Annotated in this window: 20 protein-coding genes; 8 read left to right on the top strand and 12 right to left on the bottom strand. The window is 66.8% G+C overall.

Annotation, left to right across the window (positions count from 1 at the left end):
* Positions 1 to 42: 42 nt before the first annotated feature.
* On the bottom strand, positions 43 to 1572 hold the full coding sequence (locus KHO22_RS06780; protein ID WP_211946351.1) for an argininosuccinate lyase: 1530 nt from the start codon (positions 1570 to 1572) through the stop codon (positions 43 to 45).
* A gap of 189 nt (positions 1573 to 1761) precedes the next feature.
* Here KHO22_RS06780 and KHO22_RS06775 point away from each other — a divergent pair, with 189 nt between their 5' ends.
* On the top strand, positions 1762 to 2238 hold the full coding sequence (locus tag KHO22_RS06775) for a fumarate hydratase (RefSeq protein WP_211946350.1): 477 nt from the start codon (positions 1762 to 1764) through the stop codon (positions 2236 to 2238).
* A 206-nt stretch (positions 2239 to 2444) separates the two neighbouring features.
* Entirely contained in the window at positions 2445 to 2942 is a 498-nt protein-coding gene (locus tag KHO22_RS06770) for a hypothetical protein (RefSeq protein ID WP_211946349.1), read from the top strand.
* 6 nt (positions 2943 to 2948) lie between these two features.
* Here the strand turns inward: KHO22_RS06770 and KHO22_RS06765 are convergent, their stop codons facing one another.
* Positions 2949 to 4289, bottom strand: a complete 1341-nt coding sequence (locus KHO22_RS06765; protein ID WP_211946555.1) for a type II toxin-antitoxin system HipA family toxin — start codon at positions 4287 to 4289, stop codon at positions 2949 to 2951.
* A gap of 5 nt (positions 4290 to 4294) precedes the next feature.
* A complete protein-coding gene (locus KHO22_RS06760; RefSeq protein ID WP_211946348.1) occupies positions 4295 to 4543 on the bottom strand; it encodes a helix-turn-helix domain-containing protein in 249 nt (82 codons plus the stop codon).
* Between the two features lie 282 nt (positions 4544 to 4825).
* On the opposite strand from KHO22_RS06760, the gene KHO22_RS06755 reads away from it, so the two are divergent.
* Together KHO22_RS06755 and KHO22_RS06750 are read left to right on the top strand one after the other, a co-directional pair.
* The gene (locus KHO22_RS06755) at positions 4826 to 5839 is read left to right on the top strand and encodes a J domain-containing protein (protein ID WP_211946347.1); all 1014 of its coding nucleotides are present in this window, start codon (positions 4826 to 4828) and stop codon (positions 5837 to 5839) included.
* 87 nt (positions 5840 to 5926) lie between these two features.
* The gene (locus KHO22_RS06750; protein WP_211946346.1) at positions 5927 to 7075 is read left to right on the top strand and encodes a GGDEF domain-containing protein; all 1149 of its coding nucleotides are present in this window, start codon (positions 5927 to 5929) and stop codon (positions 7073 to 7075) included.
* A gap of 105 nt (positions 7076 to 7180) precedes the next feature.
* On the opposite strand, the gene KHO22_RS06745 is transcribed toward KHO22_RS06750, so the two are convergent.
* The 3 genes from KHO22_RS06745 to KHO22_RS06735 all read right to left on the bottom strand — a co-directional run bounded on the left by KHO22_RS06745 (position 7181) and on the right by KHO22_RS06735 (position 10396).
* A complete protein-coding gene (locus tag KHO22_RS06745) occupies positions 7181 to 8236 on the bottom strand; it encodes an alkene reductase (protein ID WP_211946345.1) in 1056 nt (351 codons plus the stop codon).
* An 83-nt stretch (positions 8237 to 8319) separates the two neighbouring features.
* Positions 8320 to 8673 carry an ArsR/SmtB family transcription factor gene (locus KHO22_RS06740; protein WP_211946344.1) on the bottom strand — a complete coding sequence of 118 codons (354 nt, stop codon included), beginning with the start codon at positions 8671 to 8673 and terminating at the stop codon, positions 8320 to 8322.
* Between the two features lie 154 nt (positions 8674 to 8827).
* Positions 8828 to 10396 (bottom strand): fatty acid--CoA ligase, encoded by a 1569-nt coding sequence (locus KHO22_RS06735; RefSeq protein WP_211946343.1) that lies wholly within the window; start codon positions 10394 to 10396, stop codon positions 8828 to 8830.
* Between the two features lie 320 nt (positions 10397 to 10716).
* Between KHO22_RS06735 and KHO22_RS06730 the strand changes: the two genes are divergently transcribed.
* The 3 genes from KHO22_RS06730 to KHO22_RS06720 all read left to right on the top strand — a co-directional run bounded on the left by KHO22_RS06730 (position 10717) and on the right by KHO22_RS06720 (position 16269).
* Positions 10717 to 11040, top strand: a complete 324-nt coding sequence (locus KHO22_RS06730; RefSeq protein ID WP_211946342.1) for a thioredoxin family protein — start codon at positions 10717 to 10719, stop codon at positions 11038 to 11040.
* Positions 11041 to 11253: 213 nt separating this feature from the next.
* Positions 11254 to 12393, top strand: a complete 1140-nt coding sequence (locus KHO22_RS06725; protein WP_211946341.1) for a response regulator — start codon at positions 11254 to 11256, stop codon at positions 12391 to 12393.
* Positions 12394 to 12396: 3 nt separating this feature from the next.
* Positions 12397 to 16269, top strand: a complete 3873-nt coding sequence (locus KHO22_RS06720) for a response regulator (RefSeq protein WP_211946340.1) — start codon at positions 12397 to 12399, stop codon at positions 16267 to 16269.
* A 40-nt stretch (positions 16270 to 16309) separates the two neighbouring features.
* On the opposite strand, the gene KHO22_RS06715 is transcribed toward KHO22_RS06720, so the two are convergent.
* The 3 genes from KHO22_RS06715 to KHO22_RS06705 form a co-directional block, all read right to left on the bottom strand.
* Positions 16310 to 16687 carry a bleomycin resistance family protein gene (locus KHO22_RS06715; RefSeq protein ID WP_211946339.1) on the bottom strand — a complete coding sequence of 126 codons (378 nt, stop codon included), beginning with the start codon at positions 16685 to 16687 and terminating at the stop codon, positions 16310 to 16312.
* 95 nt (positions 16688 to 16782) lie between these two features.
* On the bottom strand, positions 16783 to 16977 hold the full coding sequence (locus tag KHO22_RS06710) for a hypothetical protein (protein WP_211946579.1): 195 nt from the start codon (positions 16975 to 16977) through the stop codon (positions 16783 to 16785).
* A 93-nt stretch (positions 16978 to 17070) separates the two neighbouring features.
* Positions 17071 to 17415 carry a hypothetical protein gene (locus tag KHO22_RS06705; RefSeq protein WP_211946338.1) on the bottom strand — a complete coding sequence of 115 codons (345 nt, stop codon included), beginning with the start codon at positions 17413 to 17415 and terminating at the stop codon, positions 17071 to 17073.
* A gap of 350 nt (positions 17416 to 17765) precedes the next feature.
* On the opposite strand from KHO22_RS06705, the gene KHO22_RS06700 reads away from it, so the two are divergent.
* Complete coding sequence (locus tag KHO22_RS06700; RefSeq protein ID WP_211946337.1) at positions 17766 to 18749, top strand: helix-turn-helix domain-containing protein; 984 nt, start codon at positions 17766 to 17768, stop codon at positions 18747 to 18749.
* Between the two features lie 15 nt (positions 18750 to 18764).
* On the opposite strand, the gene KHO22_RS06695 is transcribed toward KHO22_RS06700, so the two are convergent.
* The 3 genes from KHO22_RS06695 to KHO22_RS06685 form a co-directional block, all read right to left on the bottom strand.
* Complete coding sequence (locus tag KHO22_RS06695) at positions 18765 to 20207, bottom strand: amidase (RefSeq protein ID WP_230426775.1); 1443 nt, start codon at positions 20205 to 20207, stop codon at positions 18765 to 18767.
* Between the two features lie 244 nt (positions 20208 to 20451).
* Positions 20452 to 21951 carry an aldehyde dehydrogenase family protein gene (locus KHO22_RS06690; RefSeq protein WP_211946336.1) on the bottom strand — a complete coding sequence of 500 codons (1500 nt, stop codon included), beginning with the start codon at positions 21949 to 21951 and terminating at the stop codon, positions 20452 to 20454.
* Positions 21952 to 21985: 34 nt separating this feature from the next.
* Positions 21986 to 22405: a cytochrome C gene (locus KHO22_RS06685; RefSeq protein WP_211946335.1), complete on the bottom strand. Its 420-nt coding sequence runs from the start codon at positions 22403 to 22405 to the stop codon at positions 21986 to 21988.
* Between the last annotated feature and the right edge of the window lies 1 nt (position 22406).

Below are 22406 nucleotides of genomic sequence, written 5' to 3'. Positions count from 1 at the left end.
TCGAAGAGCGGAATATACCGCACGGCTGCGCGGCGCAGGTCCCTACTTCAGGAGCTTGCCGAAGTCCCGGTCCAGTCGGGCCAATGACGCATCGATGGTGCCGCGCGTTGCCTTGATCCAGGCATCCTGCTGCGCAAGCCGCTGGTCCGCTTCCTTCAGCATGCGAGCCATCTCGGAAGGTTGCGGTCCCCCGCTCGTGACGCGGTGGTCGACGATCGCGACCGGATCCAGTGCCGCGCGAAACTCGGTCTCGCTCATCGGGAAGTCAGTGTTGCTGCTGTAGCTATGCACGGACTCGGCATAGATGCGCCGGGCCTCGGCGTAGGGGAATGCGCTCGGCCGGATGTCATGCGCCTTCGCGTAGTCGACGAGTTCCGAGGCGAAATGGTGTCCGACGCGAAACGGCAGCTTGTACTTGCGCATGAGTTCGTCGGCCAGTTCCTGCGACGCGGTCCAGTCGCTGTCCAGTTCCTCCAGCGCCCGCTTCGGGTCGATGACGAGGGCTTGCATGATCCTGTCCCAGCCCTGCAATACCCGGATGGCGCTGTCGACCATCTCGCCGTTGACGACGGCATCCTTCGCATCGGACATGCCCGGCGGCAGGTTGTGGGCCCGCATGACCGGCCCCATCGCCAGTGTCAGCGCGGTCGAGGCGCGCTCCCGCGTGGAATTCAGCAGCCCGGGGTTTTGCTTCTGTGGCATCGCGCTCGATACATAGGTATTGCCGCCACCTTCTCGGAGGAGAATCCACGGGCGCGGCTGGGCATACTGCGTCATCACGTCCTCGACGAAGCTCCCGGCGTGCAGCGCGATGCTGGTCACGATCGACGCCGCCTCGACCGGCAGGTCCACTGCGCTGATCTGCGACGCGTCATAGGCATTGTCGACCAGCGCGGAAAATCCGAGGTAGCCCGCCATCCTCGTGCGATTCAGCGGCCAGCCGGTCCCATTCAGCACGGTCGTGCCCATCGGCGAGCGGTCGATGCGGCGATAGGCTTCTCGGATGCGCTCGGCATCGCGGTCGAGCCCCGCGGTAATACCCAGCAGGTAATGCCCGTAGCTGTTCGGCTGTGCAGCCACCCCATTGGTGTAGTTTGGCACGATGGTGCCGGCGTGCTTCCTGGCCAGTCCGACGATGGTGGTGGAGGTCTTGTTCAGCTGATCGGCCAGCGACAGCATTTTCTCGCGCAGCATCGCCGCGCGCACCGTGGCAAGCATGTCTTGGCTGGAGCGCCCGGCGTGCAGCAGCGTGACTTCCTGGCCTGCCGCCTGGATCATCAGCGGCTCGAAGGTAATCACGGTGGAAGGGCGTTTGCCGCCGGGCTTGTCGCCGTTGGCCAGCACGATTGCAATCCCTTCGGCGACTTTCGGAGCCAGAGACTTGTCCAGCAGGCCTTCGTCGGTATTGATGACCGCGGACGCCTTGTTGATCTCGCCGAGCCAGTAGAAGGCGTCATGGTGAACGCTGTCGGCGGCGAGTGCGGCATGGGGGTGGATCGAAACGGCAACGACGATGAAGCCGGACGATTTGAGGATGCGGGAGGCTTTGTGCTTCCACCGTGCAAGGGGCATGGCTGGTCCTGAGTTTCGGTCTGATTCATGGTCGCGGCACCGGCAGCGGCCTGGACCCCGCGCCCAATCGGCCGATGCCGCCATAGATCATGGATTCTATTAGATTGCCTCGCCACCCGTTAAAGCCATTACTGGATTGATCGCTCCACCGGTTATACTCCGCGCTCCACAACCAACGGGTAATAAAACATGGTCGTAGCAACCAAAGCCGCCGCTCCGAAGAACGCAGTCGCCAAAAGCAAGCCTGCCGCAAAGAAAGTCGCTGCACCGAAGCAGAAGGCCAGCGTGCTCGCACGCGAGGCACTGGCGGCAAAGAAGCGCCTGCTGAAACTGCGCGCGGACACGAAGAAGGCTATCGAAGCGGCAAAGCGTGAAGTCGCCCAGGCCGCAGAAGCCGCAAAGTCGGCGCTGCGTTTCGAGAAGCAGGCCGCCAAGGACAAGCTCGCGGCGAAGAAGGCAAAGGCCGCCGGCGCCGGCAAGGCAACGCGCAAGGCCGCCGCCACCAAGGCAGCGCCGAAGAAGGCCGCCACCAAGGCCGCGCCCGCCAAGGCTGCCGTGAAGGCCGCGCCGAAGAAGGCAGCAGCAAAGTCCGCCGCCCCGAAGCGTGCAGTGGTGAAGAAGGCCGCGCCGAAGGCAGCTGCCGTGACGCCCCAGGCTTCGGCCTGATCCTTGCCTCGGCCGGTTTGCAGTTCACCAACCGGCCGGTTGACGCCAGAGAGCGCATGGTCGGCGTCCAGGTCCCTGTGCCGCAGGACCGTGCATCGAACCCTCTGGCTCAATCTGCTTGATGCCGCATCGCCCGACTGCATGTTCCGACGTCGCAGGGCGATGCAAGACAGAAGAATCTTTCCGCGATCCGCGCGACGAGATTGATGCACGATACCGACGACACGCTTCCGGAGCACGAATCCTCCGCCATTCACGAGCCTCGACTCTGGCGCGACAAGGGCTGGACGGCTCGGGTGATCAAGAACGAGGATGGCGACGGCTGGGCGGTCGAGATGATCCGCGACGGCAGCGCCGAGCCGGCCCTGGTCGGTCCCTGGACCATGGGGCGCAACAAGGTCGATCCGAAGCCGCTCGATGCCAGCGCCCACCAGACGCTGGTCAAGACCGCGGCGGAAGTCATCCGGCGGCACGAGCAGCAACTGCACGCGCAGCTCAACAAGCAGTGCAATATCGATTCCGAATCGGGAGCGCTGACGGTCAGGCTTGTTGTCACCCCCGACGAATTCGAGCCTTACGGCACGCTCACGGCAGTCGATTCCTTCGGGGAGGTGGTCGCCACCGTCAAGGTGCCGCCTGACTTTCGCCTGACACGCGAGCGCGCCGCCCGCTGGGCAGCGGATGGCTTCGGCAGGGTGGTCTGAAAGGGCCTAAACAGGTTCCATCTCTTCCAGGCGCTTTACCGATGCCTGAAGGCCCTCGAAAATCCGGTCGGAGACCCGAGCCGGGAATCCTGCCGGGAGCCGTCCTGCTACGCTCGCAACAACCGAGGGAACTTTGGCAACCAGATCACAAAGGATTGGCTCCGCACTTTCGCCGGCATAACACTTGGCGGCCATGGCATTGAAATGGCGGCGCCGAATGTCTTTCAGGTGGTAGTGGCGGTTTTTGCCATCGACTGCCATGGCGAGCTTGGCTTTGTGGTACGAGATGTGATTGGGCCCATCGCCGATAATGGGCCAGGCAGACAAGACGTCGTAGAGCGGCGTGAGGTTGTAGCGCCCCGCCGACAGCATATGGATGCTGAAGTTCTTGGCGTGTCCGTCAGTCGCGGCCAGCATCCAGAACAGGATCTGTGCCGCCAGGAACGTTTTGAGATCCTGTTCGGGCGTCTGCGATTGCCGGAGAATTCCCGCAATGTCGACCATCCCGGGGCCGCCTTCTGCTTCGTATTTCAGATGGGGAGGCACGCCGAGGGCCTGGCAAAAGTCTTCCTGCGGCAAACGCATGATCCAGTTGCCGCTGCGATGTAGCTGCCGGTCGAATCGCTTGACGGCAAGCACCTTCTGCTTGCCGAAGGTCAGTATCTCGCAGTCGGGCACCGGGAGTCCGAACGCCTTGACGAGTTGCATGCAAAGCCATTCGTTCTCTACCGAGGTCGTCAGGTCCGCCTTGCGGTTGCCAACCAGCCCGAGCGGCAGCTTCAGAATATGCGTGGTAGGCGTTGCGCCATGCGGAAGCAGCCACTTCCCGTCGTGGTGGAGCAGGGCGGTCTTTTCCTGGGCGCCCGCAATGGAGATGCGGAAATCCTCATCCTCCTTTACTGTTCCAGGCCCCGTTGTGGTAACCGTATTCTCAAGCAGTTTTTCGATGTCGGCGTCCGAGAGCGGGGTGCCATCAATCCGGTCGACATGTTGAGGCGCCTCGTCTTCCCTGAGAAGCTGGACGGCGCCGACGCAATCGCGTCCAATTGCTTCCAGCAGGTCGAAGGCGTCGGTGGAATCGGTTCGATACCTGGTGGCGAGCCGCCTGCGGATGTTGTCGTTATCTGGCAGGAGATTGTCAAAGTAGTTTCGGACCCGGGCTCCCTTGAGGGGAGAGTCATCAACGCCGAACGGTAGTGACAGGGACAGGGGACGGCCCGCGGCAGATCCCATCCAGTCTTTGTCATACTGGAGTTCCATTGGACTGTGTGGCGGGATGCGCCAGATGCCAACCCGAAGACCATTGGCCCAGACTGACAACGCCCGGGTGTGCGATTTTCTTCCCACGTTGGTTACCACTCCGTTTCTTCGGATGCCGGGGCAGGGCCCTTTGACTGGATGATGACTTCCAGCCCGTAAAGGCTTACCAAAGCCAGCAGTTGTTCCGCCGAGATCGCTTTGGGCTCGATCTCCAGGGCGGACAGGCGGCTCTGGCTCAGCCCCAGTCTGGTGGCGGCCTGGCCTTGCGTGAGCTTCTTCGCCCGGCGGGCTGAACGCAAGATCTGGCCTAGCTGAGATGGTGTTGAAAGCACTTGCATCATATGCGATACCTGCTATTCGGGTAAAAGAAGTTTAGCTGCATTTCAAGTAAAAGTGAATTACCTGCAGTGCGAATATTCTTGATCTACCTGTATTGCAAGTAAGTGACGAGCATGTGGCACAAGGGACGCCCCGGAGTGTCCTCTTTTGGCAACTGGCAGACGTGACGGTCAATTAACTTTGGCCAGGCAAGTTTCCGGTATTTCCATGCGGGGAAAGCGAGATTCCCTTGTTACTGCGCCGGCGGTAAAATCGACGCCGACCTTTATGCGCCGGCCGCGAGAATGCATACCCATTACGATAATCTGAAGATTTCTCGTGACGCCCCGCCTGAGGTTATTCGGGCGGCATACAAGGCATTAAGTCAAAAGCACCATCCGGACCGGAACCGGGATTCTTCCGAGGCCCACCGGGTCATGACGATTATCAACTCGGCTTACGAGGTCCTGATGGACCCCGCCAAGCGCGCCCAGCATGATGCCTGGATCCTGGCGCAGGAACAGGCAAAAGCGGCAGCGTCCGTCAATGCCGCGCAGCGAGCCAGGCCGGCTTCGACAGCCGCTGGCGCATCCACGGCCCCGGCATCCAGGACGGGGTCGGCGGCGCGCCAGGCCTCTCGCGGGGCTTCGTCAGCAGGCCGGGCATCGGCGCCTTCCGGGGGGACGGCAAAGCCGCGCGGCAACCGCACGGTTTCAAAGACGCTGTTCGTGCTGGTGGTTGCGGGGGTAGCGATCTACCTGATCAATCCGACCCCGCGCACGCCAGCCGAGGCTTCCCGGCAGCCCGCGGCGTGGATGCCTTCGGCCGTGACCGTGCCGGCAACGCCTGCAGAGCCGCGCACGGTTTCCGCGACGCCGGGAAAGTTGCCTGAAGCGCAGCCTCGCTACGCACGCCAGCCCGCGGCCCCGAACGGCCAGTCCTGGCCGGCATGGTCCAGCTACGTTCCCGGTTATCCCATCCGCAAGACGGGGGGATTGTCGTCGCTGACCGTCGATAACTCGCGCAACCCGTCCGACGTCTTCCTCAAGGTGTTCTCGCTGGAAGGCGGCGGCCCGGTCCCGGTGCGCTTCGCGCTGATCAAGGCTGGCGCTTCCTTCGAGTTTTCCAATATTGCTTCAGGCAACTTTGATGTTCGCTTTATGGACCTGGATACAGGGAAAATCTCCAGGTCGGAGCCATTCGAACTGGAAGAAATCGCCGAAGGCAATGGCACGCGATACAGCCGGATGTCGCTCACCCTGAATACCGCGCGCAGCGGCAATGCACGGACCCAGGAAATCAGCGAGAACGAGTTCTAGGGCCGCGGGGTCCGTCGCCGGCGCCGTCGCCGGAGCAAACAACGCGTCTGGCACAATCACGGCCAACGCAACCAGGGGCACCGCTTTATGCCGGATTCGACAGGGGTATTCACGCTACCGCGCTGGCAGCCGATGAAATGGCTGGTGGACCCCGGAAGGCAGGTTTCTTCGGATATCCGGCATGCATTGGTGGGCAGCCTGTTCGGCACCATGTCCATCTTTATCGGCGGCGTCATCAATACGCTGCTGGTGGCGGCGCTGATCACCTGGCATCTGCCGCGCAAGCAGTTCTTTTTCTGGCTGGCGCTGGAATGCATGATCTGCGTCGCGCGCGTCGGTGTCCTGACTTCCGCAAAACGACGAGCGCTGGCCGGCTTGCCGACCCACACCGATTTGCATGTGCTGCTCAGTCTGGTCTGGGCATTCAGCGTGGGGCTGGGAACCTTCCTCAGCATTACCAGCGGCGACTGGCTGGCGGCCGCGCTGGCCTGCCTGTCGTCGGCGGCCATGATCGGCGGCATCTGCTTCCGGAATTTCGGTGCGCCAAGGATGACGGGCCTGATGATTCTGCTGGCGCTTGGGCCTTGCTGTCTCGGCGCCATCGTCGCGGGCGAGCCGCTGTTCCTGCTGACGCTCGTCCAGTTGCCCGTCTACGTAGTCAGCATGACCAGCGCGTCGTTTCGCATGAATGCCATGCTGGTGGCCACGATGGAGTCGGAACAGGAGAGCGCGCATCGTGCCCGGCACGATTCGCTGACCGGGCTGCTCAACCGGGCGAGCCTGTTGACCGAAATCCGGCGCAGCGGGGAAAGCAAGGACCAAGCGTTGCGGAGGCTGGCGCTCTTTTACCTGGATCTCGATGGCTTCAAGCAGGTCAACGACATCCACGGCCATGGTGGTGGCGACGAGCTGCTCCAGCACGTCGCGGAGCGCATGCGCGCCAACGTACCCGCCGGCGCGTGCGTGGCACGGATCGGCGGCGATGAATTCGTGATCGTGCTGAGCGATGAACAGCGAGACAGTGTCCGCTTGCTGGCCGATCAGCTCCTGCGCGACATCAGTGCGCCATACCGGCTGTCAAACGGAGCGGAGGTCACGGTTGGCGTGAGTGTCGGCATTGCCCATATCCGACCGGATGGACACACCGCCGATGCCATGCTGGGCATCGCGGACAGGGCGTTGTATATGGCAAAGGCGCGCGGCAAGGGGACCTTCCATTTCGCGGAGGCGAACTAGCGCGGATCCCCTCGGCCGGGCCCCCGAGCGGCCGGCCAGATCAGGCCCGGTGGGCGTGGCTGGCGGCCGCCCCAGGGATTGCGGCAACCGACCGTGCCGGTACCGTCAGGCAAGCGCCGGGTAATCCGTATAGCCTTCCGCGCCCGGGTGATAGAACGTCTCGGGCCGCGGCGCGTTGAGCGATGCGTCGAGCTTGAGGCGGCGCGGCAGGTCCGGGTTGGCGATGAACAGCTGCCCGAACGCGACGGCATCGGCTTCGCCGGTGGCCAGCACGCGTTCCGCGGTGTGCTTGGTCATCTTTTCGTTGGCGATATAGACGCCGCCGAACGCTGCCTTCAGTGCCGGACCGAGGCGATTGTCGCCCAGCGCCTCGCGCGAGCAGATGAACGCGATGCCGCGCTTGCCCAGTTCGCGCGCGACGTAGCCGAACGTCGCGGCCAGGTCGGAATCGCCCATCGAATGCACGTCGCCGCGCGGTGAGAGGTGCACGCCGACACGGTTGGCGCCCCACACATCGATGCAGGCGTCGGTGACTTCCAGCAACAGCCGCGCACGGTTCTCGATCGGGCCGCCGTAGGCGTCCGTGCGCTTGTTGGTGGAATCCTGCAGGAACTGGTCAAGCAGGTAGCCGTTGGCGCCATGGACCTCGACGCCGTCGAAGCCCGCCTTCTTGGCGTTCTCGGCACCGTGGCGGTAGGCCGCGACCACGCTGGCGATTTCGTCGGTTTCGAGCGCGCGCGGCGTGACGTAGGCGCGCTGCGGGCGCACCAGGCTCACATGGCCGCTTGCCGCGATGGCGCTCGGCGCCACCGGCAGTTCGCCGTCCAGGAAGATGGGGTCGGAGATCCGGCCGACGTGCCAGAGCTGCAGGAAGATGCGGCCCCCTGCGGCGTGGACGGCGTCGGTCACCTGCTTCCAGCCCGCGACCTGCTCGTCGGTCCAGATGCCCGGCGTGTCGGCATAGCCCACGCCTTGCGGCGTCACCGCGGTGGCTTCGGAAATGATCAGGCCCGCCGATGCGCGCTGTACGTAGTACTCGGTCATCAGTGCGTTCGGCACGCGCTGGCCGCCGATGGCGCGCGAACGCGTCAGCGGCGCCATGATGACGCGGTTGGGGAGGTCGAGGTCGCCGATGCGGATGGGATCAAAGAGAGTAGGCATGAGGTCTGGATTTTCGTATTGAAGGGAAAAAACGCACGGGTCAGTGCGATGGCAAGACGCGGCAAGCGCCAGGCCGGTACGAATCAGAGGTCCTGATGGATATGGTCGAGGAAAGCCTGGATCGTCTCTTCGTCACGCTTGAAGAAGATCCATTGGCCGATGCGCCGGGCACGGATCAGCCCGGCGCGCTGCAGCGTCGCGAGGTGCGCCGAGACCGTCGATTGCGACAACCCGCAGTGCGCGTCGATCAGCCCCGCACATACGCCCATGTCGAGCGGGTGCTCCTGCGCGGCGAAGTACATCTCCGGCGTTCGCAGCCAGGCGAGGATGTTCCGCCGCACGGGATTGGCCAGGGCCTTGTGGATGGCATCCACGTCGATCACGGGTTTGCCGGGGGCGACGTCCGGTGCACGTTGTTTCGGTGAGTCACGAACCATATATCGGGAAGCAGCAAAATGTATATCGCTACTATACGATATATGAGCGCGGTCTGCATGACCCCTCGTGCGGTGCGGGTTTGCTCGATGGTGCGGGTTTGTTCGATTCTCGCCCGGTCGCCCGGGCAGCCTTCAGGGAACTGCCGCGCCGCCGTCAGCCGGCGCGCAGCATGTGCTTCTGGATCTTGCCGCTCGTGGTCTTGGGCAGCGTCTCCAGGAAGTGGTAGCGACGCGGCCGTTTGTAGGCGGCCAGCCGGTCGCCCTGCAGCAGGAACGCATCGAGCTGTTCGGAGGTGACCTGCGCTTCCGGTCGCCTGACGACATAGGCGCCGACCGCCTGGCCCCAGGTCGGATCGGATTCGCCCAGCACCGCAACCTCCAGCACGGCGGGATGCTCGATCAGCGCGTCTTCCACCTCGCGCGGGTACACGTTCTCGGCGCCCGAATTGATCATGTAGTCGATACGGTCGCGGATCCAGAGGTAGCCGTCCTGGTCCAGGCTGCCCAGGTCGCCGGTGTGGTACCAGCCGTGGGCCAGCGCCCGCGCATTGGCGTCGGGCCGGTTCAGGTAGCCGCGCATCATGCACGGACCGCGCACCAGGACTTCGCCCACCTCGCCGGGTGCGCACGGCTGCGACGGGTCGGCCGGCTCGCCGTCGTCGCGCAGCCGGGCCACCACGAGGTCATGGCCCAGCGAGGGCAGGCCTGCCGAGCCCGCGTGGCTCAGTTGCTCGTGCGGGTAGAGCACGGACATGCAAGGGCCCATCTCGGTGGTGCCGTAGACCTGCACCAGGCCTGCGCCGATCTTGCGATCCCATTCGCGGATCAGGTGCGGGGCCATCGAGGCGCCGCCATATTCCACGAGCCGCAGCGAAGAGAGATCGCGCCGCTCCGCGTCGGGATGGTTCAGCAGCATGCCGACCATGGTTGGCGCCGCGAAGAAATGCGTGACGCGCTCGGCCTCGACCAGTTCCCAGGCCTCGCCGGCGTCAAAGCGCCGCTGCAGCACCTGGGTAGCGCCAAGCTGCAGCCGGGGCAGGAAGCTGGTATGCAGCTCGGCGGTATGGTTGAGCGGGGCAACCGACAGGCCCACGTCCTCGCGCGCCAGAGCCATGGCCTGATGCATCATCGCGTTGTGGAACAGCTTGCTGCGGTGCGTGTGCACGACACCCTTGGGCCGCCCCGTGGTGCCGCTGGTGTACATGAGGATGCATGGATCTTCCTCATGCACGATGACGTCCGGTGCCGTGGCGGGCTGGCCCGCGGCCAGCGTGGCCAGGTGGTGCGTGGCAAACGAGGGCGCGTCGCCTTCGTCGGCATAGATCCGCAGCGGCGTGCCGGTAGCCTGCGCCAGGGCCTTTTCCGCCACCGACGCCACTTCCTGCTCGAACACCAGCGCCCGGGCCTTGCCGTCGTTCAGGATGTAGGCCAGTTCCTGCGCGGCCAGGCGATAGTTGACCGGGTTGAACACCGCGCCGATGCGGGCGCAGGCCAGCAGCGTGAAGACGAAGGCCGGCGTGTTGTAGAGAAAGGCCGCTACGACGTCGCCCTTGCCAAGGCCGATCGAGAGCAGGGCATTGGCGTGGCGATTGACTTCGGCCTCCAGGCCGGCATAGGTCCACGCGCGCCGTGCCGCCCCGGTGCCGGTGACCAGCGCGGTCTTGCGGGGCAGGTAGCGGGCGGGCCAGGAAAGGGTGTCGCCAAGGGTAAGGCCGTCAGTCAACTCAATGCTCCAGGGGCCACGGCAATCGTGCCTGTGCGCCCGTTTTGTTCGCGTGAGCCGCGAACTATATGGTGGGCATGATGTGCGTGTGAAATAACGATTTGCTCTTTCCTTATGCATGAAGCGGCACACCTGGATGCCGGCGATGTTGGCATTGCGCATCGGCCGCGCCGTTCGGGCGGTCCCCGGGGCAAGGACGCTGGCCTGAAGACCGGCGGCATGGCAAACTCCGTCGCCGGTACGGTTGTTGCTTCGCAGCAGGCAGCAAGCCGCATACATAAAAAAGACATAACCCCCCACTTCCGGGAGGAGACGCTGCGATGCCCATGACGGATCATTACCTTTCCGACGCGCCCCCGCGAACGGAAATCGACGCCCTGCAAGGCCCCACGCTGCTCGAGTTCGGCACCGGCTGGTGCGGCCATTGCCAGCGCGCCCAGCCGGCGCTGGCAATGGCCTTTGCCAGGTATCCGGACGTGCGGCACATCAAGGTGGAAGACGGCAGCGGCCGCCCGCTGGGGCGTTCGTTCCGGGTCAGGCTGTGGCCCACGCTGGTCTTCCTGCGCGACGGCCAGGAGGTGTCGCGCCTGGTCAGGCCCGTCGATGCCGGGCCGATTCTGGAGGCCATGGCGGCCATTGCCTGAGCCCCGCCTGGCTTGCGGGGCGGCGCCAGCCGCGATGATAAGCGTGCTGGCAATCCCCGCTTCAGGAGGGAACAAGTTTTGCCCGTTCCGGCCGATCCTCCGATTGGCGATACCTGCGGTGCGGCAGTACACCCGTGGGCGCCTGGTTCCTGAATCCGGTACCGGACTGCTGCGCACGCCTGCGAGGCGGCCGGCCAACCCCAAGCATTGAACATGAGCGCCGACAGCCCAGAGCAGCGACCCACCGTCCTCGTCGTCGACGACATTCCGGAGAACATTGCCGCCATGGTGGCAATGCTGCAGGACCAGTACCGCGTGCGCGTGGCCAACCGTGGCGCCAAGGCGCTGCAGCTGGCCGCGTCTTCGGCGCCGGACCTGATCCTGCTGGACGTATCGATGCCGGAGATGGACGGCTATGAAACCTGCCGCCATCTCAAGGCCAACCCGGCCACCGCGCATGTCCCGGTCATCTTCCTGACCGCCCGCACGGACGAGCTGGACGAAGCGCGCGGATTCGAGGTGGGCGCCGTCGACTACATCATGAAGCCGGTCAGCCCGCCGGTGGCCCGCGCCCGCATCGCCAGCCAGCTCACGCTCAAGCAGGCGCACGATTTCCTGCGCGACCGGTCGGCGTATCTGGAGGCCGAGGTCCAGCGGCGCACGCGCGAAATCACCCAGATCGAAGACGCCACCATCATTGCGCTGGCCGAAACCCGCGACAACGAGACCGGCAACCACATCCGCCGGACGCAGCACTACGTGAGGGCACTGGCGCGCGCGCTGCGGCACGACCCGCGTTTCAGCGCGCAACTGGATGACCGTACCATCGACCTGCTGTTCAAGTCCGCCCCGCTGCACGATATCGGCAAGGTCGGCATTCCGGATCGCATCCTGCTCAAGCCCGGCAAGCTGACCGCGGAAGAATTCGAGACGATGAAGTCCCACACCCTGCTGGGACGCGACGCCATTGCCGATGCCGAAGCCCAGTGCGGCACGCGCGATTCCTTCCTGCGCTACGCACGCGAAATCGCCCAGTACCACCATGAAAAATGGGACGGCACGGGTTACCCGGAGGGGCTTGCCGGCGACGCCATCCCCGTGTCGGCCCGCCTGATGGCGCTCGCCGATGTCTATGACGCGCTGATTTCACGGCGCGTCTACAAGCCGGCCTTCTCGCACGAGGAAGCCGTGCGCATCATCCTGGAAGGACGCGGGCGGCATTTCGATCCCCGCATGGTCGATGCGTTCCAGGGCATTACCGACGAATTCCACGCCATTGCCCTGCGCTTTGCCGACCCTGAACACGAGCCGCAGCGCCCTTTGTCGCCCTGCCATCTGTCGCCCGCAGTCTGAACGATGTCCAAGCCCAATCCACACGCAGGCTTCTGGCTGCGCGGCTCCCTGCTGGCCTACGCCGCACTGCTGATCCTGGCGGTCTGGCTGGTGGCGTTCGCCGCCATGTCGATGGTGCGCCAGAACGAGCAGGCCAGCGTCGGGGCGCGCCTGGGCGCCACCGTCAACACCACCGCGCGCCAGCTCGAGACCTGGGCCAGCGAGCAGCGTCGCCGCGCCGTGTCCATGAGCACGCTGGATGACACGGTCCGCCTGGCGCGCCCGCTGCTGGCCGGGGGCGCCCCTCCCAGTCCCGAGCAGGTGCGCGAATTCGCCAACTGGATCACGCCGCTGTACCGCTCCAACGGCTATATCGGCTATGGGGTGATCTCGACGGACAACCGCATCGTGGTCTCGGACCTCGTCGAGCGCAACGGACAACCGTTGCAGCCCGAGGCTGCCGCCACGGCGACACGGGCACGGGAGAATGGCGCGTCCCTGTCGGCGCCCTATCCGGGTCCGGTGCTGGTGGACGGACCGGTCGGCGCGGCCGGCCGCAGCCCGTTCCAGATCGTGTGCTCGCGCCTGTGGGACCATGAGCGCGTGGTCGGCGCGCTGTGCCTGCGCATCGACCCGTATGCGGTGATGCTGCAGATCCTCAAGGCCGCGCGCTTCGGCAACTCGGGCGAGCTGTATGTGATCGACCGCGACGGCCGGCTCAATTCGCCGAGCCGTTTCGACGAGTCGCTGGTCGGCCAGGGGCTGCTCCAGCCCGGCGATGCCTCCATGTTCAACGTGCGCGTGCGCGTGCCGAATGATCTTGGCAACGGCCGCTGGCGCTTCGCCGACGACGCACCGCTCACGAACATGGCCCAGCAGGTGTTGCATTCGGAAACCCTGCAGCTGGCCTTCGGCTACCGCGACTACCGCGGCGAGCGCGTGGCCGGGGCAGGGCTCTGGATACCGGCACTGGGGTGCGGGTTGATCCTGGAGCAGGACATGGAAGAGGCGCTCAGCTCCTACCTGTCCACGCGCACCGTGGTGGCGAGCATGGCGGGCGCGATCATGCTGCTGATCGGCGTCGCGGCCTGGACGCTGCGCAAGAGCCAGCACAAGCTGGCGCAGAGCGAGGAGCGGCTGCGCGCGATGCTGGACCACTCGCCGGCCATCATCCACCTGAAGGATCGCAATCACGCGTTCCTGCAGCTCAATCCCGCAATGGAGTACCTGCTCGGCCTGGAGCGCGACCAGGTGCTTGGCAAGACCGACCGTGAACTCGCGGTCATGCCCGACGGCACCCAGGAGCGCTGGGAGATCGAAGAGCGCGTGATGGCCACGGGACAGGCCGAAGAGCACATCTACGCGATGGCTTCGCCGGAGGGCAAGCGCCAGCTGCGCATCATGCGCTTCCCGGTGCAGGACCCGACCAGCAAGGCCGTGGTGGGCGTGGGGGCGGTCGGCATCGATATCACGGACGAGGAGCGTGCCACGCGCGAACTCAGGGAGATGTCGCAGACGCTGGAGCAGAAGGTCTGGGAGCGCACCCGCGAGCTCGCCGTGGCCAACGCGGAGCTGGCCACGGCCAAGCACGAGGCCGAGTCGGCCGCCCAGGCCAAGGCCAGCTTCCTGGCCAATATGAGCCACGAGATCCGTACGCCGATGAACGCGGTGATCGGCATGGCGCACCTGGCGCTCAGCACCCGGCTCGACCCCCAGCAGCGCGACTACGTCGAGAAGATCCAGCGTTCGGGCCAGCACCTGCTCGGCATCCTGAACGACATCCTCGACCTGTCGAAGATCGAGGCCGGCAAGCTGGACATCGAGCAGATCGATTTTTCGCTGGAGCGCCTGCTGCGCATGGTGGGCGACCTCGTCAGCGAACGCGCCGCCGCCAAGCAGCTTGAACTGGTGGTCGACGTGCAGCCGGACGTGCCGGATTCGCTGCGCGGCGATCCGCTGCGCATTCGCCAGGTGCTGATCAACTTCACCACCAATGCGGTCAAGTTCACCGAGCGCGGCGAGATTGTCATCCGCGTCGCGCGCTGCGCCGGCGAACATGCCGGCACGCGGGTCCGGCTGCATTTCGAGGTGCGCGATACGGGCATCGGTATCGACGCCGATGCCATTCCGCGACTGTTCCGCAGCTTCGAACAGGCGGACAGCTCCACCACGCGGCAATATGGCGGCAGCGGACTGGGGCTGGCCATCAGCCAGCGGCTGGTGACGCTCATGGGCGGCACGATCGGCGTGCAGAGCGAGGCAGGCAAAGGCAGCACGTTCTGGTTCGAGCTGTCGCTGCTGCCGGGCACCAGGCGTGCGCCGGCCCTGCTGGTGCAACCGGAACTCGCGGGGCGCCGCCTGCTCGTGGTGGACGACCACGGCTATGCGCGCCAGGTGATTGCCTCCATGCTGCGCGGCTTCGGCTTCCGCGCGGACGAAGTCGAATCGGGCGAGAAGGCGCTGGCCGCCATCCAGCACGCGGACGCCTTGTCCGATCCCTACCATGCCGTCTTCATCGACTGGCGCATGCCCGGGCTGGACGGCATTGAAACCGTGCGCAGGCTGGCCGCGATGTCATTGCAGGGCCAGCGTCCGCGCCCGCTCATGATTACCGCCAACGGGCGCGATGAGGTCGTGCGCGAAGGCCAGCGCAATGGCTTCGAGACCACGCTGCACAAGCCGGTCAGCCCGTCGGTCCTGTTCGACGCGACCATGCGCGTGCTGGCTTCGGAGCCGGGACGCCTGGCCGACAGGGGCACGCCGAGGGCCGTGTCCGGGCCAAGCTGGACGCTGCCGCACGCGCGCGTGCTGCTGGTCGAAGACAACGAGATCAACCGCGAGGTCGCCACCCACCTGCTCCAGCAGGCGGGCATCACGCCCGATACGGCGGAGAACGGTGCGATCGCACTCGAACTGCTGGCAGGGCAGGACTACGACCTGGTGCTGATGGACATGCAGATGCCGGTCATGGACGGGTTCGAAGCCACGCGCCACATCCGCGCGAACCCCCGGCTGGCATCCATGCCAGTGGTGGCGATGACGGCCAACGCCTTGCCCGAAGACCGCAACCGCTGCCTGGCCGCGGGCATGGACGACCATATCCCCAAGCCCATCAGTCCCGCCACCTTCTTCACGACCCTGCACCGCTGGCTGACCGGCACGCCGTCAAGGACCGGCGCCGGCGCGCAGAACGCCGCGGACTGGCATGACCCGCTGGCCATGCCGGGCGCCGTGGTGGAACTGGCCGAACCGGAAGCGGAGGATCGCGCGCCGGACTGGCCCCGGGCACTCGCTGCCACGGGGCTGCTCGATGTCGACGGCGCGCTCGCCCGTGTCGGCGGGTGCATCGACACCTTCCACCAGTTGCTGGGGCGCCTGCTCACTGGCTATGCCCGCACACCGCAGCAGATCGGCGCACTGTTGCAGGGCGGCGAGCGTGCCGAGGCCGCGCGCCTTGCGCACGCACTGGCAGGCCTGGCGGGCAATCTTGGCGCCACGCATGTGGCCGGCGCCTCGGCGTCGCTGGAGTGCGCATTGATGGGGATGGCGGCGGAAGATCCGTCTGCCTTGCTCCAGACGCTGGAGCAGGCACACGCCAGCCTGTGCGAAGCACTGCGCCAGCACCTGCCGGCGGAAACCCCGGAACCGCCGGCCCCGGTTGCCACCCAGGCCACCCAGGCCACCCAGGCCACCCAGGCCACCAGCACTGCGGACGTGCTCGAGCGACTGCGCCGTCAGCTGGCCGATGGCGCCAGCGAAGCCAGCCTGACGTTTGCGGCCAACCGCCAGCGGCTGGCCGATGCCCTGGAAGCCGAGCGCTTCCGCCGCCTGTGCGAGGCGGTGGAGAACTATGACTTCGAGCGCGCGGTCGAGGCCCTGGCCGACGGCGAGAGCTAGGCGGCGCGCCTGGGGTGGGCCGGGCGGGCAGTTCAGTCCCTCAGTCCAGTACCTGCCCCACCATCATGCGGTGGCCATCGGGCGTGGCCACCGCCATTTCACGCATGCCCCACGGCTTGTCGGCGGGCGGCTGCAGGATGATGGCGCCGCGCGGCGCCAGTTCGGCGTGCAGCGCGTCGATGTCGTCCACGTGGAGGTAGGCGAAATAGCTGTGATCGCCGGTCTGCGACGGCGGCAGCGCATCCGGGCAATGCCCGAGCATGACGCGCACGCTGCCGCGGCTGAGTGCCCGCCAGTTGTCGCCATCCTGCCAGTCGGTGGCAAAGCCGAGCACGGACTGGAAATACTCGGCGCTGCGCGAGAGGTCCGGTACCGCCAGAACGTAGGCGTAGGCACGCAGGTCGGAGGCGTTGGTCATGCGGCGATCCTTGTGGGTTGGCACAAACGAGCCGCAAAGGATAGCGCAGTCAGGCAGAGGGCGGCCGCGGTGGCGCGATGCGGCCGCCGTCAGGGTCAGCCGTGGTGGGGGGCGCCGGGCGTGCGCGCCGGCGTGGCTGCGGTGGAACGCTGGTGGGTGTCGGCGCACGGATGCGCCGCACGGGCGGCCGCGCGGCCGCGCTCGATGACGGCCCAGTCGGGGCCGGCCGTGGCGGGGCAGGCCGCCGTGACAGCCGCGGCGCCGAGCAGCGCCAGCAGGATGGTCTTCATTGCGATCTCGGGAAAGAGTAGTGTGCGCAGGCGCCGTGGCAGACGAGGCCTGCGCCGGTCAGGCTTTCAGCTCAGCTTCAGCTCAGGTTCCGCTCAAGCGTTGGCGTCCGCGCGCGAGCCGCCGTGTGCCGGCGGCGCCGACACGCCGGTGTGGTCCATGCCGGCCAGGTTCAGGCCGGCGGCCGCGCTGTGGCCGCCGGTGGTGAAGGGATCGCGCTTGTCCGTGACGTGGGCGCCGTCCGTGAACGGGTCGCGCTTGCCGATGGCATTGCCGCCGTCGGTGTACGGGTCGGGATTGCCCTGGCGCATGACGTAGCCGTAGCGGTCGCCGGCGACGCCGCGGTCCTGCAGGCCCTGGGCGGCGGCCTGGCCGGCCATGGCGCTGGCGCCGAGCGTTGCGATGGTAAGGAGGAGGGCGTTGAGAGTCTTGTTGTGCATGTCTGCTGCTTCTTCTGACTGATTTCAGGCGGCATTCCCCATGGGGCTGGTGGGGGCGCGGGGCGGCGGATCTGCCGCCCTGCATGCCGTCCGGGTCGCCTTGTGAGCGGTGCCGTAGTGGTTGTTGTGCGGCACGGAAGCAAGTGTAGTCACGCCCACGTATTCCGTTGATGATTTAAACGTCGAATTTCAAGTCGTTTTTTTCATCATGTATGGATCCCTGGCCCGCGCACTCAGGGTTACCCCGCTCCGTTGCCGGGCGCGCCGTTCGCTACAGTGGAGCGTTGCACCTGCGCGGAACAAGGCGGTCCGAGCCACCGCGCGCGGGTACAGCGTTCCAGGCCGCCCCCATGAATCCAGCCCCGACGCTCGCGTCCCAGCCATCGCCCGAAGCCGCTACCGCACGCACGTTGCGCCACGTCGTGGCGGATGACGCCCATGCGGCCGCGGTCGAGCTGGATGGCTGGCAGCAGCGCTACCAGCAACTGACGCCGGGCGCCTTTCGCGCCGAGATGTCCCAGGTGACCTACGGGGACGTTCATGTTTTCCGCGAACAGACTTCGCAGAGCCTGCTGGAAGAAGGGGAAGCCGCACGCGGCTACGTTGCGCTGGCCTTGCCCGATATGCAGTGCCAGGGCGGCTGGTTTTCGGGGTACGGCATGGACGGGCAGACCCTGCTGTTTGGCCGCTCGATGGCCATGCGCACGCCGCGCCAGCTGGACCTGGCCGGCCTGACGGTACCGTTGCCGGCGCTGGAGCGCGCCGTGGCACTGGCCGGCGGCGAGCCGGCCCGGCTCGAACGCCTGCCGCCGGTGCGCCCGATCACGAAAAGCGCTGGCAGGGAATTTCGCGGTGTGCTGCTGTCCGTACTGGCTACCGCATCCCTCGATGCCGAGGTGTTCAGCAACCGTTTCATCGAAAGTGCGATGCGCGATGCCCTGCTGCTGGCCGCCGCGACCGCGCTGGTGGGCGAAGGGAATGCCGGCAATGAGCCGCTCCCGACCGTTCCGGCGCGGCGCCGGCTGGTGGCCGACGCCTACCAGATGATCCGCAGCGCCCCGGACCAGCCGTGGAGCATCCTGTCGCTGTGCGAACGCCTGGGTGTGTCGCGGCGGACGCTGCAGTACAGCTTCAATGAGGTGACCGGACTGTCGCCGCTCGACTTCGTGCGGGCGGTGCGGATGAACGGTGTCCGCCAGGCGCTTCGCGCCGGCGCGGCGGACTCGGTCGGGGCAGCCGCGGCAAACTTCGGCTTCCAGCATCTGCCGCGATTTGCCGCACAGTACCGAGCCTTCTTCGGCGAACTGCCGTCAGCGACGCTTGCGCGCCGCTGACCCGCGCCGCGCCGCTCAGGCCATGACCGCGTGCGGCAGGTGGCGGCCGACCCAGTCCCGTTCCTGCTCGTAGGCCCGCGCCAGGCGCAGCACGCTCAGGTCGTCGCGCGGGCGGCCGATCAGCTGCATGCCCATCGGCAGACCGTTCTTGCCGAAGCCGACCGGCACGCTGATCGCCGGGCAGCCTGACAGCGTCCACGGGAAGACGACCTCCATCCAGCGGTGGTAGGTGTCCATCTGGCGGCCCGCGATCTCTTTCGGCCACGGTTCGCGCACGTCGAACGGGAACACCTGGGCGGTGGGCACGGCAATGTAGTCGAAGCTGGCAAAGACGTGCTCGAGCGCCTGATACCACGCGCTGCGATCGGCACTGGCGGCGTAGATGTCCTCGGCGCTGAGTTTCAGCGCGCCTTCGATCTCCCAGATGGCTTCCGGCTTGAGCAGGGCGCGCTTGCCCGGGTCCTTGTAGAACGGCAGCATGCCGTTGCCGACCAGGAAGTGGCGGTGCACGAGCCAGGTCTTCCACAGGCGCTCCGGCGAAAACGGCGGCTTGATCTTCTCGACGCCGACGCCAAAGGCCGGAAACGCCTGCAGCGCCTGCTCGCAAAGCGGCAGGATGCCGTCTTCCATCGGCAGGTAGCCGTCCCAGTCGCCAAGCCAGGCCACGCGCTTGCCCTTGAGTTCCGTCGACAGCGCCGCCATCACGTTCTCCGGCGTCAGCGTCGCCAGCACCGGATCGGCCGCGAGCGCCTGTGGCGTGCGCGGATCGGGGCCGGCCTGCGTGGCCAGCAGCAGCGCCACGTCGGCCACGGTCCGGCCCATGGGTCCTTCATAGCCAAGTTGCTGCAGGAAGACTTCCGGCGTGGGGCCATAGGGCACCCGGCCCACCGAGGGGCGGAAGCCATAGACATTGCAGAACCCGGCCGGATTGCGCAGCGAGCCGCCGAAATCGCTGCCGTCGGCCACCGGCAGCAGCCGCATGGCCAGCGCGGCCGCGGCGCCGCCACTGCTGCCGCCCACGGTGCGCGTGCTGTCGTACGGATTGCGCGTGGCGCCGTAGACCGGGTTGAAGGTCTGCGAGCCCAGGCCGAACTCCGGCGTGTTGGTCTTGCCGAGCAGGATCGCGCCGGCCTTGCGCGCGCGCTCGACGATGATGGCGTCGGACGCCGGCACGTTGTCCTTGAAGATCGGCGAGCCGAACGTGGTGCGGATGCCGCGCGTGAGCGCCAGGTCCTTGGGCGCCTGCGGCATGCCATGCATCCATCCGGCCACCTTGCCGGCCGCCAGCGCTTCGTCGGCGGCAGCCGCTTCCTGCATCAGCACCTCGCGCCCGCGCAGCGCCACGATGGCGTTGGTCACCGGATTGACGCGGTCGATATGGGCCAGGTAGGCGCTCATGACCTGGCGGCAGGACAGGCGCCCGCCACGGATCTCGCGCGAGAGCTGCCAGGCCGGCATCAGCACGATGGGGTCGGGCACGCCGCCGCCGGTGGCCGGGCCGGACGTGCCGGGTGCGGCGCCCGCCGGTGCGGCCTGGGCAGGCCGGCTGGCCATGGCCGCCGCGGCCACCGTCGAAACGGCGGCACCGGCCAGGTGGCCCAGCCACTGGCGCCGGCCCGGTTGCGGGGAGAACGTGGCGGGAGCAGTATCGTTCATGGTCTGTCCTGTCATAGATAAGTACCGGTCGGCAGCGGCGCGGCGCTTACACCGCGATCATGACCGATTTGGTCTCGGTGTAGTGATCGAACACGGCGCGTCCCATTTCGCGGCCGAGCCCCGATTGCTTGAAGCCGCCGAAGGGCATGGCGTTGTCGAGCAGGTTGTGGCAATTGACCCAGACCGTGCCGGCCTTGATGCGCGGCACCAGCCGGTGTACGCGCGACAGGTCGTTCGACCAGACCGATGCGGCCAGCCCGAACGGCGTGCCGTTGGCGCGGCCCACCACTTCCTCGATGTCGTCGTAGGGCAGCGCGACCACCACGGGGCCGAAGATCTCTTCCTGCACGACGGACGAGGTTTCGGGCGCATGCGCCAGCACCGTAGGCTTGAAGAAGTGCCCGCGCGGCAGTTCTGCGTCGCCCCCGCAGACCAGTCGGGCACCGGCCTCCACGCCGGCCTGCACATAGCCCGCCACGCGCTGGCGCTGGCGGCGCGACACCAGCGGACCCATGCCGGTGTCAGGTTCCAGGCCCGGGCCCAGGCGCAGGCTGTTGGCGATGTCGGCCAGTGCCTGCACCGTTGCGTCGAAGCTGGCGCGCGGCAGGTACAGGCGCGACCCGGCGGTGCACACCTGGCCCTGGTTGAAGAAGATGGCCTGCGCGGCGCCTGCCGCGGCGGCTTCGGGCGACATGTCGTCAAGCATGATCACCGGCGATTTGCCGCCAAGCTCCAGCGTTACGCGCGCCAGGCGCTGCATGGCTGCGCCGCCGACCAGCTTGCCGACCTCCGTCGACCCGGTGAAGGCGATCTTGTCGACATCCGGATGACCGGCCAGCGCGGCGCCGCAGTGCGCGCCGTCGCCGGTGACGATATTGACCACGCCCGCCGGATAACCGGCTTCGATGACCAGTTCGCCCAGGCGCAGCGCCGACAGCGGCGTTTCCTCGGCCGGCTTGAGCACGACGGTGCAGCCGCAGGCCAGCGCCGGGCCGAGCTTCCACGCCGCCATCAGCAGCGGGAAGTTCCACGGAATGATGGCGCCGACCACGCCCACGGCTTCCTGCCGCGTGAACGCGACGAACTCGCGCTCGCGTACCAGCGGCACGGACACGTCCAGGCTTTCGCCATGCAGCTTGGTGGCCCAGCCGGCCATATAGCGCAGGAAGCCGGCCGCGCCGGCCACGTCGATGGCGCGTGCCATGGTCACGGGCTTGCCGTTGTCCAGCGCCTCGATCTGCGCCAGTTCCTCGGCGTTGGCCTCGACCAGATCGGCCAGGCGCAGCAGCAGGCGTTCGCGGTCGGAGGGGCGCATGGCGTGCCACGGGCCCTGTTCAAAGGCCTTGCGTGCGGCCTGCACGGCGTCGTCGACATCGGCGGCGCCTGCGGCGGGCACTTCAGCCAGCGTGGTCTCGGTGGCGGGGTCCTCCGTCGTGAAGACGGCGCCGTCGGCGGCGGCGCGCCACTGGCCGTCAATCAGCATGCGCTTCGGGCCTTGCAGGAAGGCGCGCGCGGCGGGGCAAAGCAGTTCGGTGCGGGTGTCCATGGGTCTCCTCGGGTGTCTTGGCAAGTGTCGGGTTTCAGCGGTTCGTGCCGAGGATGGCGGCACGGTGCGCGGCCACGTCGTCAAGCCGCTGGTTGCGGTCGCGCGTGACTTCTTCGGTGGTGAATGGGGCGATGTCCTGGCGGCCGGTCAGTGCGGGCAGCATCCAGTTCATCAGTTCGGCGACTTCGGCATCCTTCAGCGACGAGCCGGAGGTGCCGGGCACCTGGATCAGGAACGCGCGCCCCGCCGCCGTGGCCAGCAGTCGCGGCACGGTGGCGCGCATGTCCGGAATGCCGGCCGCGGGCTTGCCCGAGCCGTCCGGCAGGTGGCAGCCGGAACAGTGCAGCACGTAGTTGGCGTGCCCGCGCTGCAGCTGCCCTTCGGCGTGCGCGGCGCCTGCCATCAGTACGGTGGCCAGCGATGCGAGGGCCAGGCGGAGCGCGGCGTGCCACATA

This window comes from Cupriavidus yeoncheonensis, assembly GCF_905397275.1.
Lineage (GTDB): Bacteria > Pseudomonadota > Gammaproteobacteria > Burkholderiales > Burkholderiaceae > Cupriavidus > Cupriavidus yeoncheonensis.
This window is presented reverse-complemented; position numbering and strand designations above follow the sequence as displayed.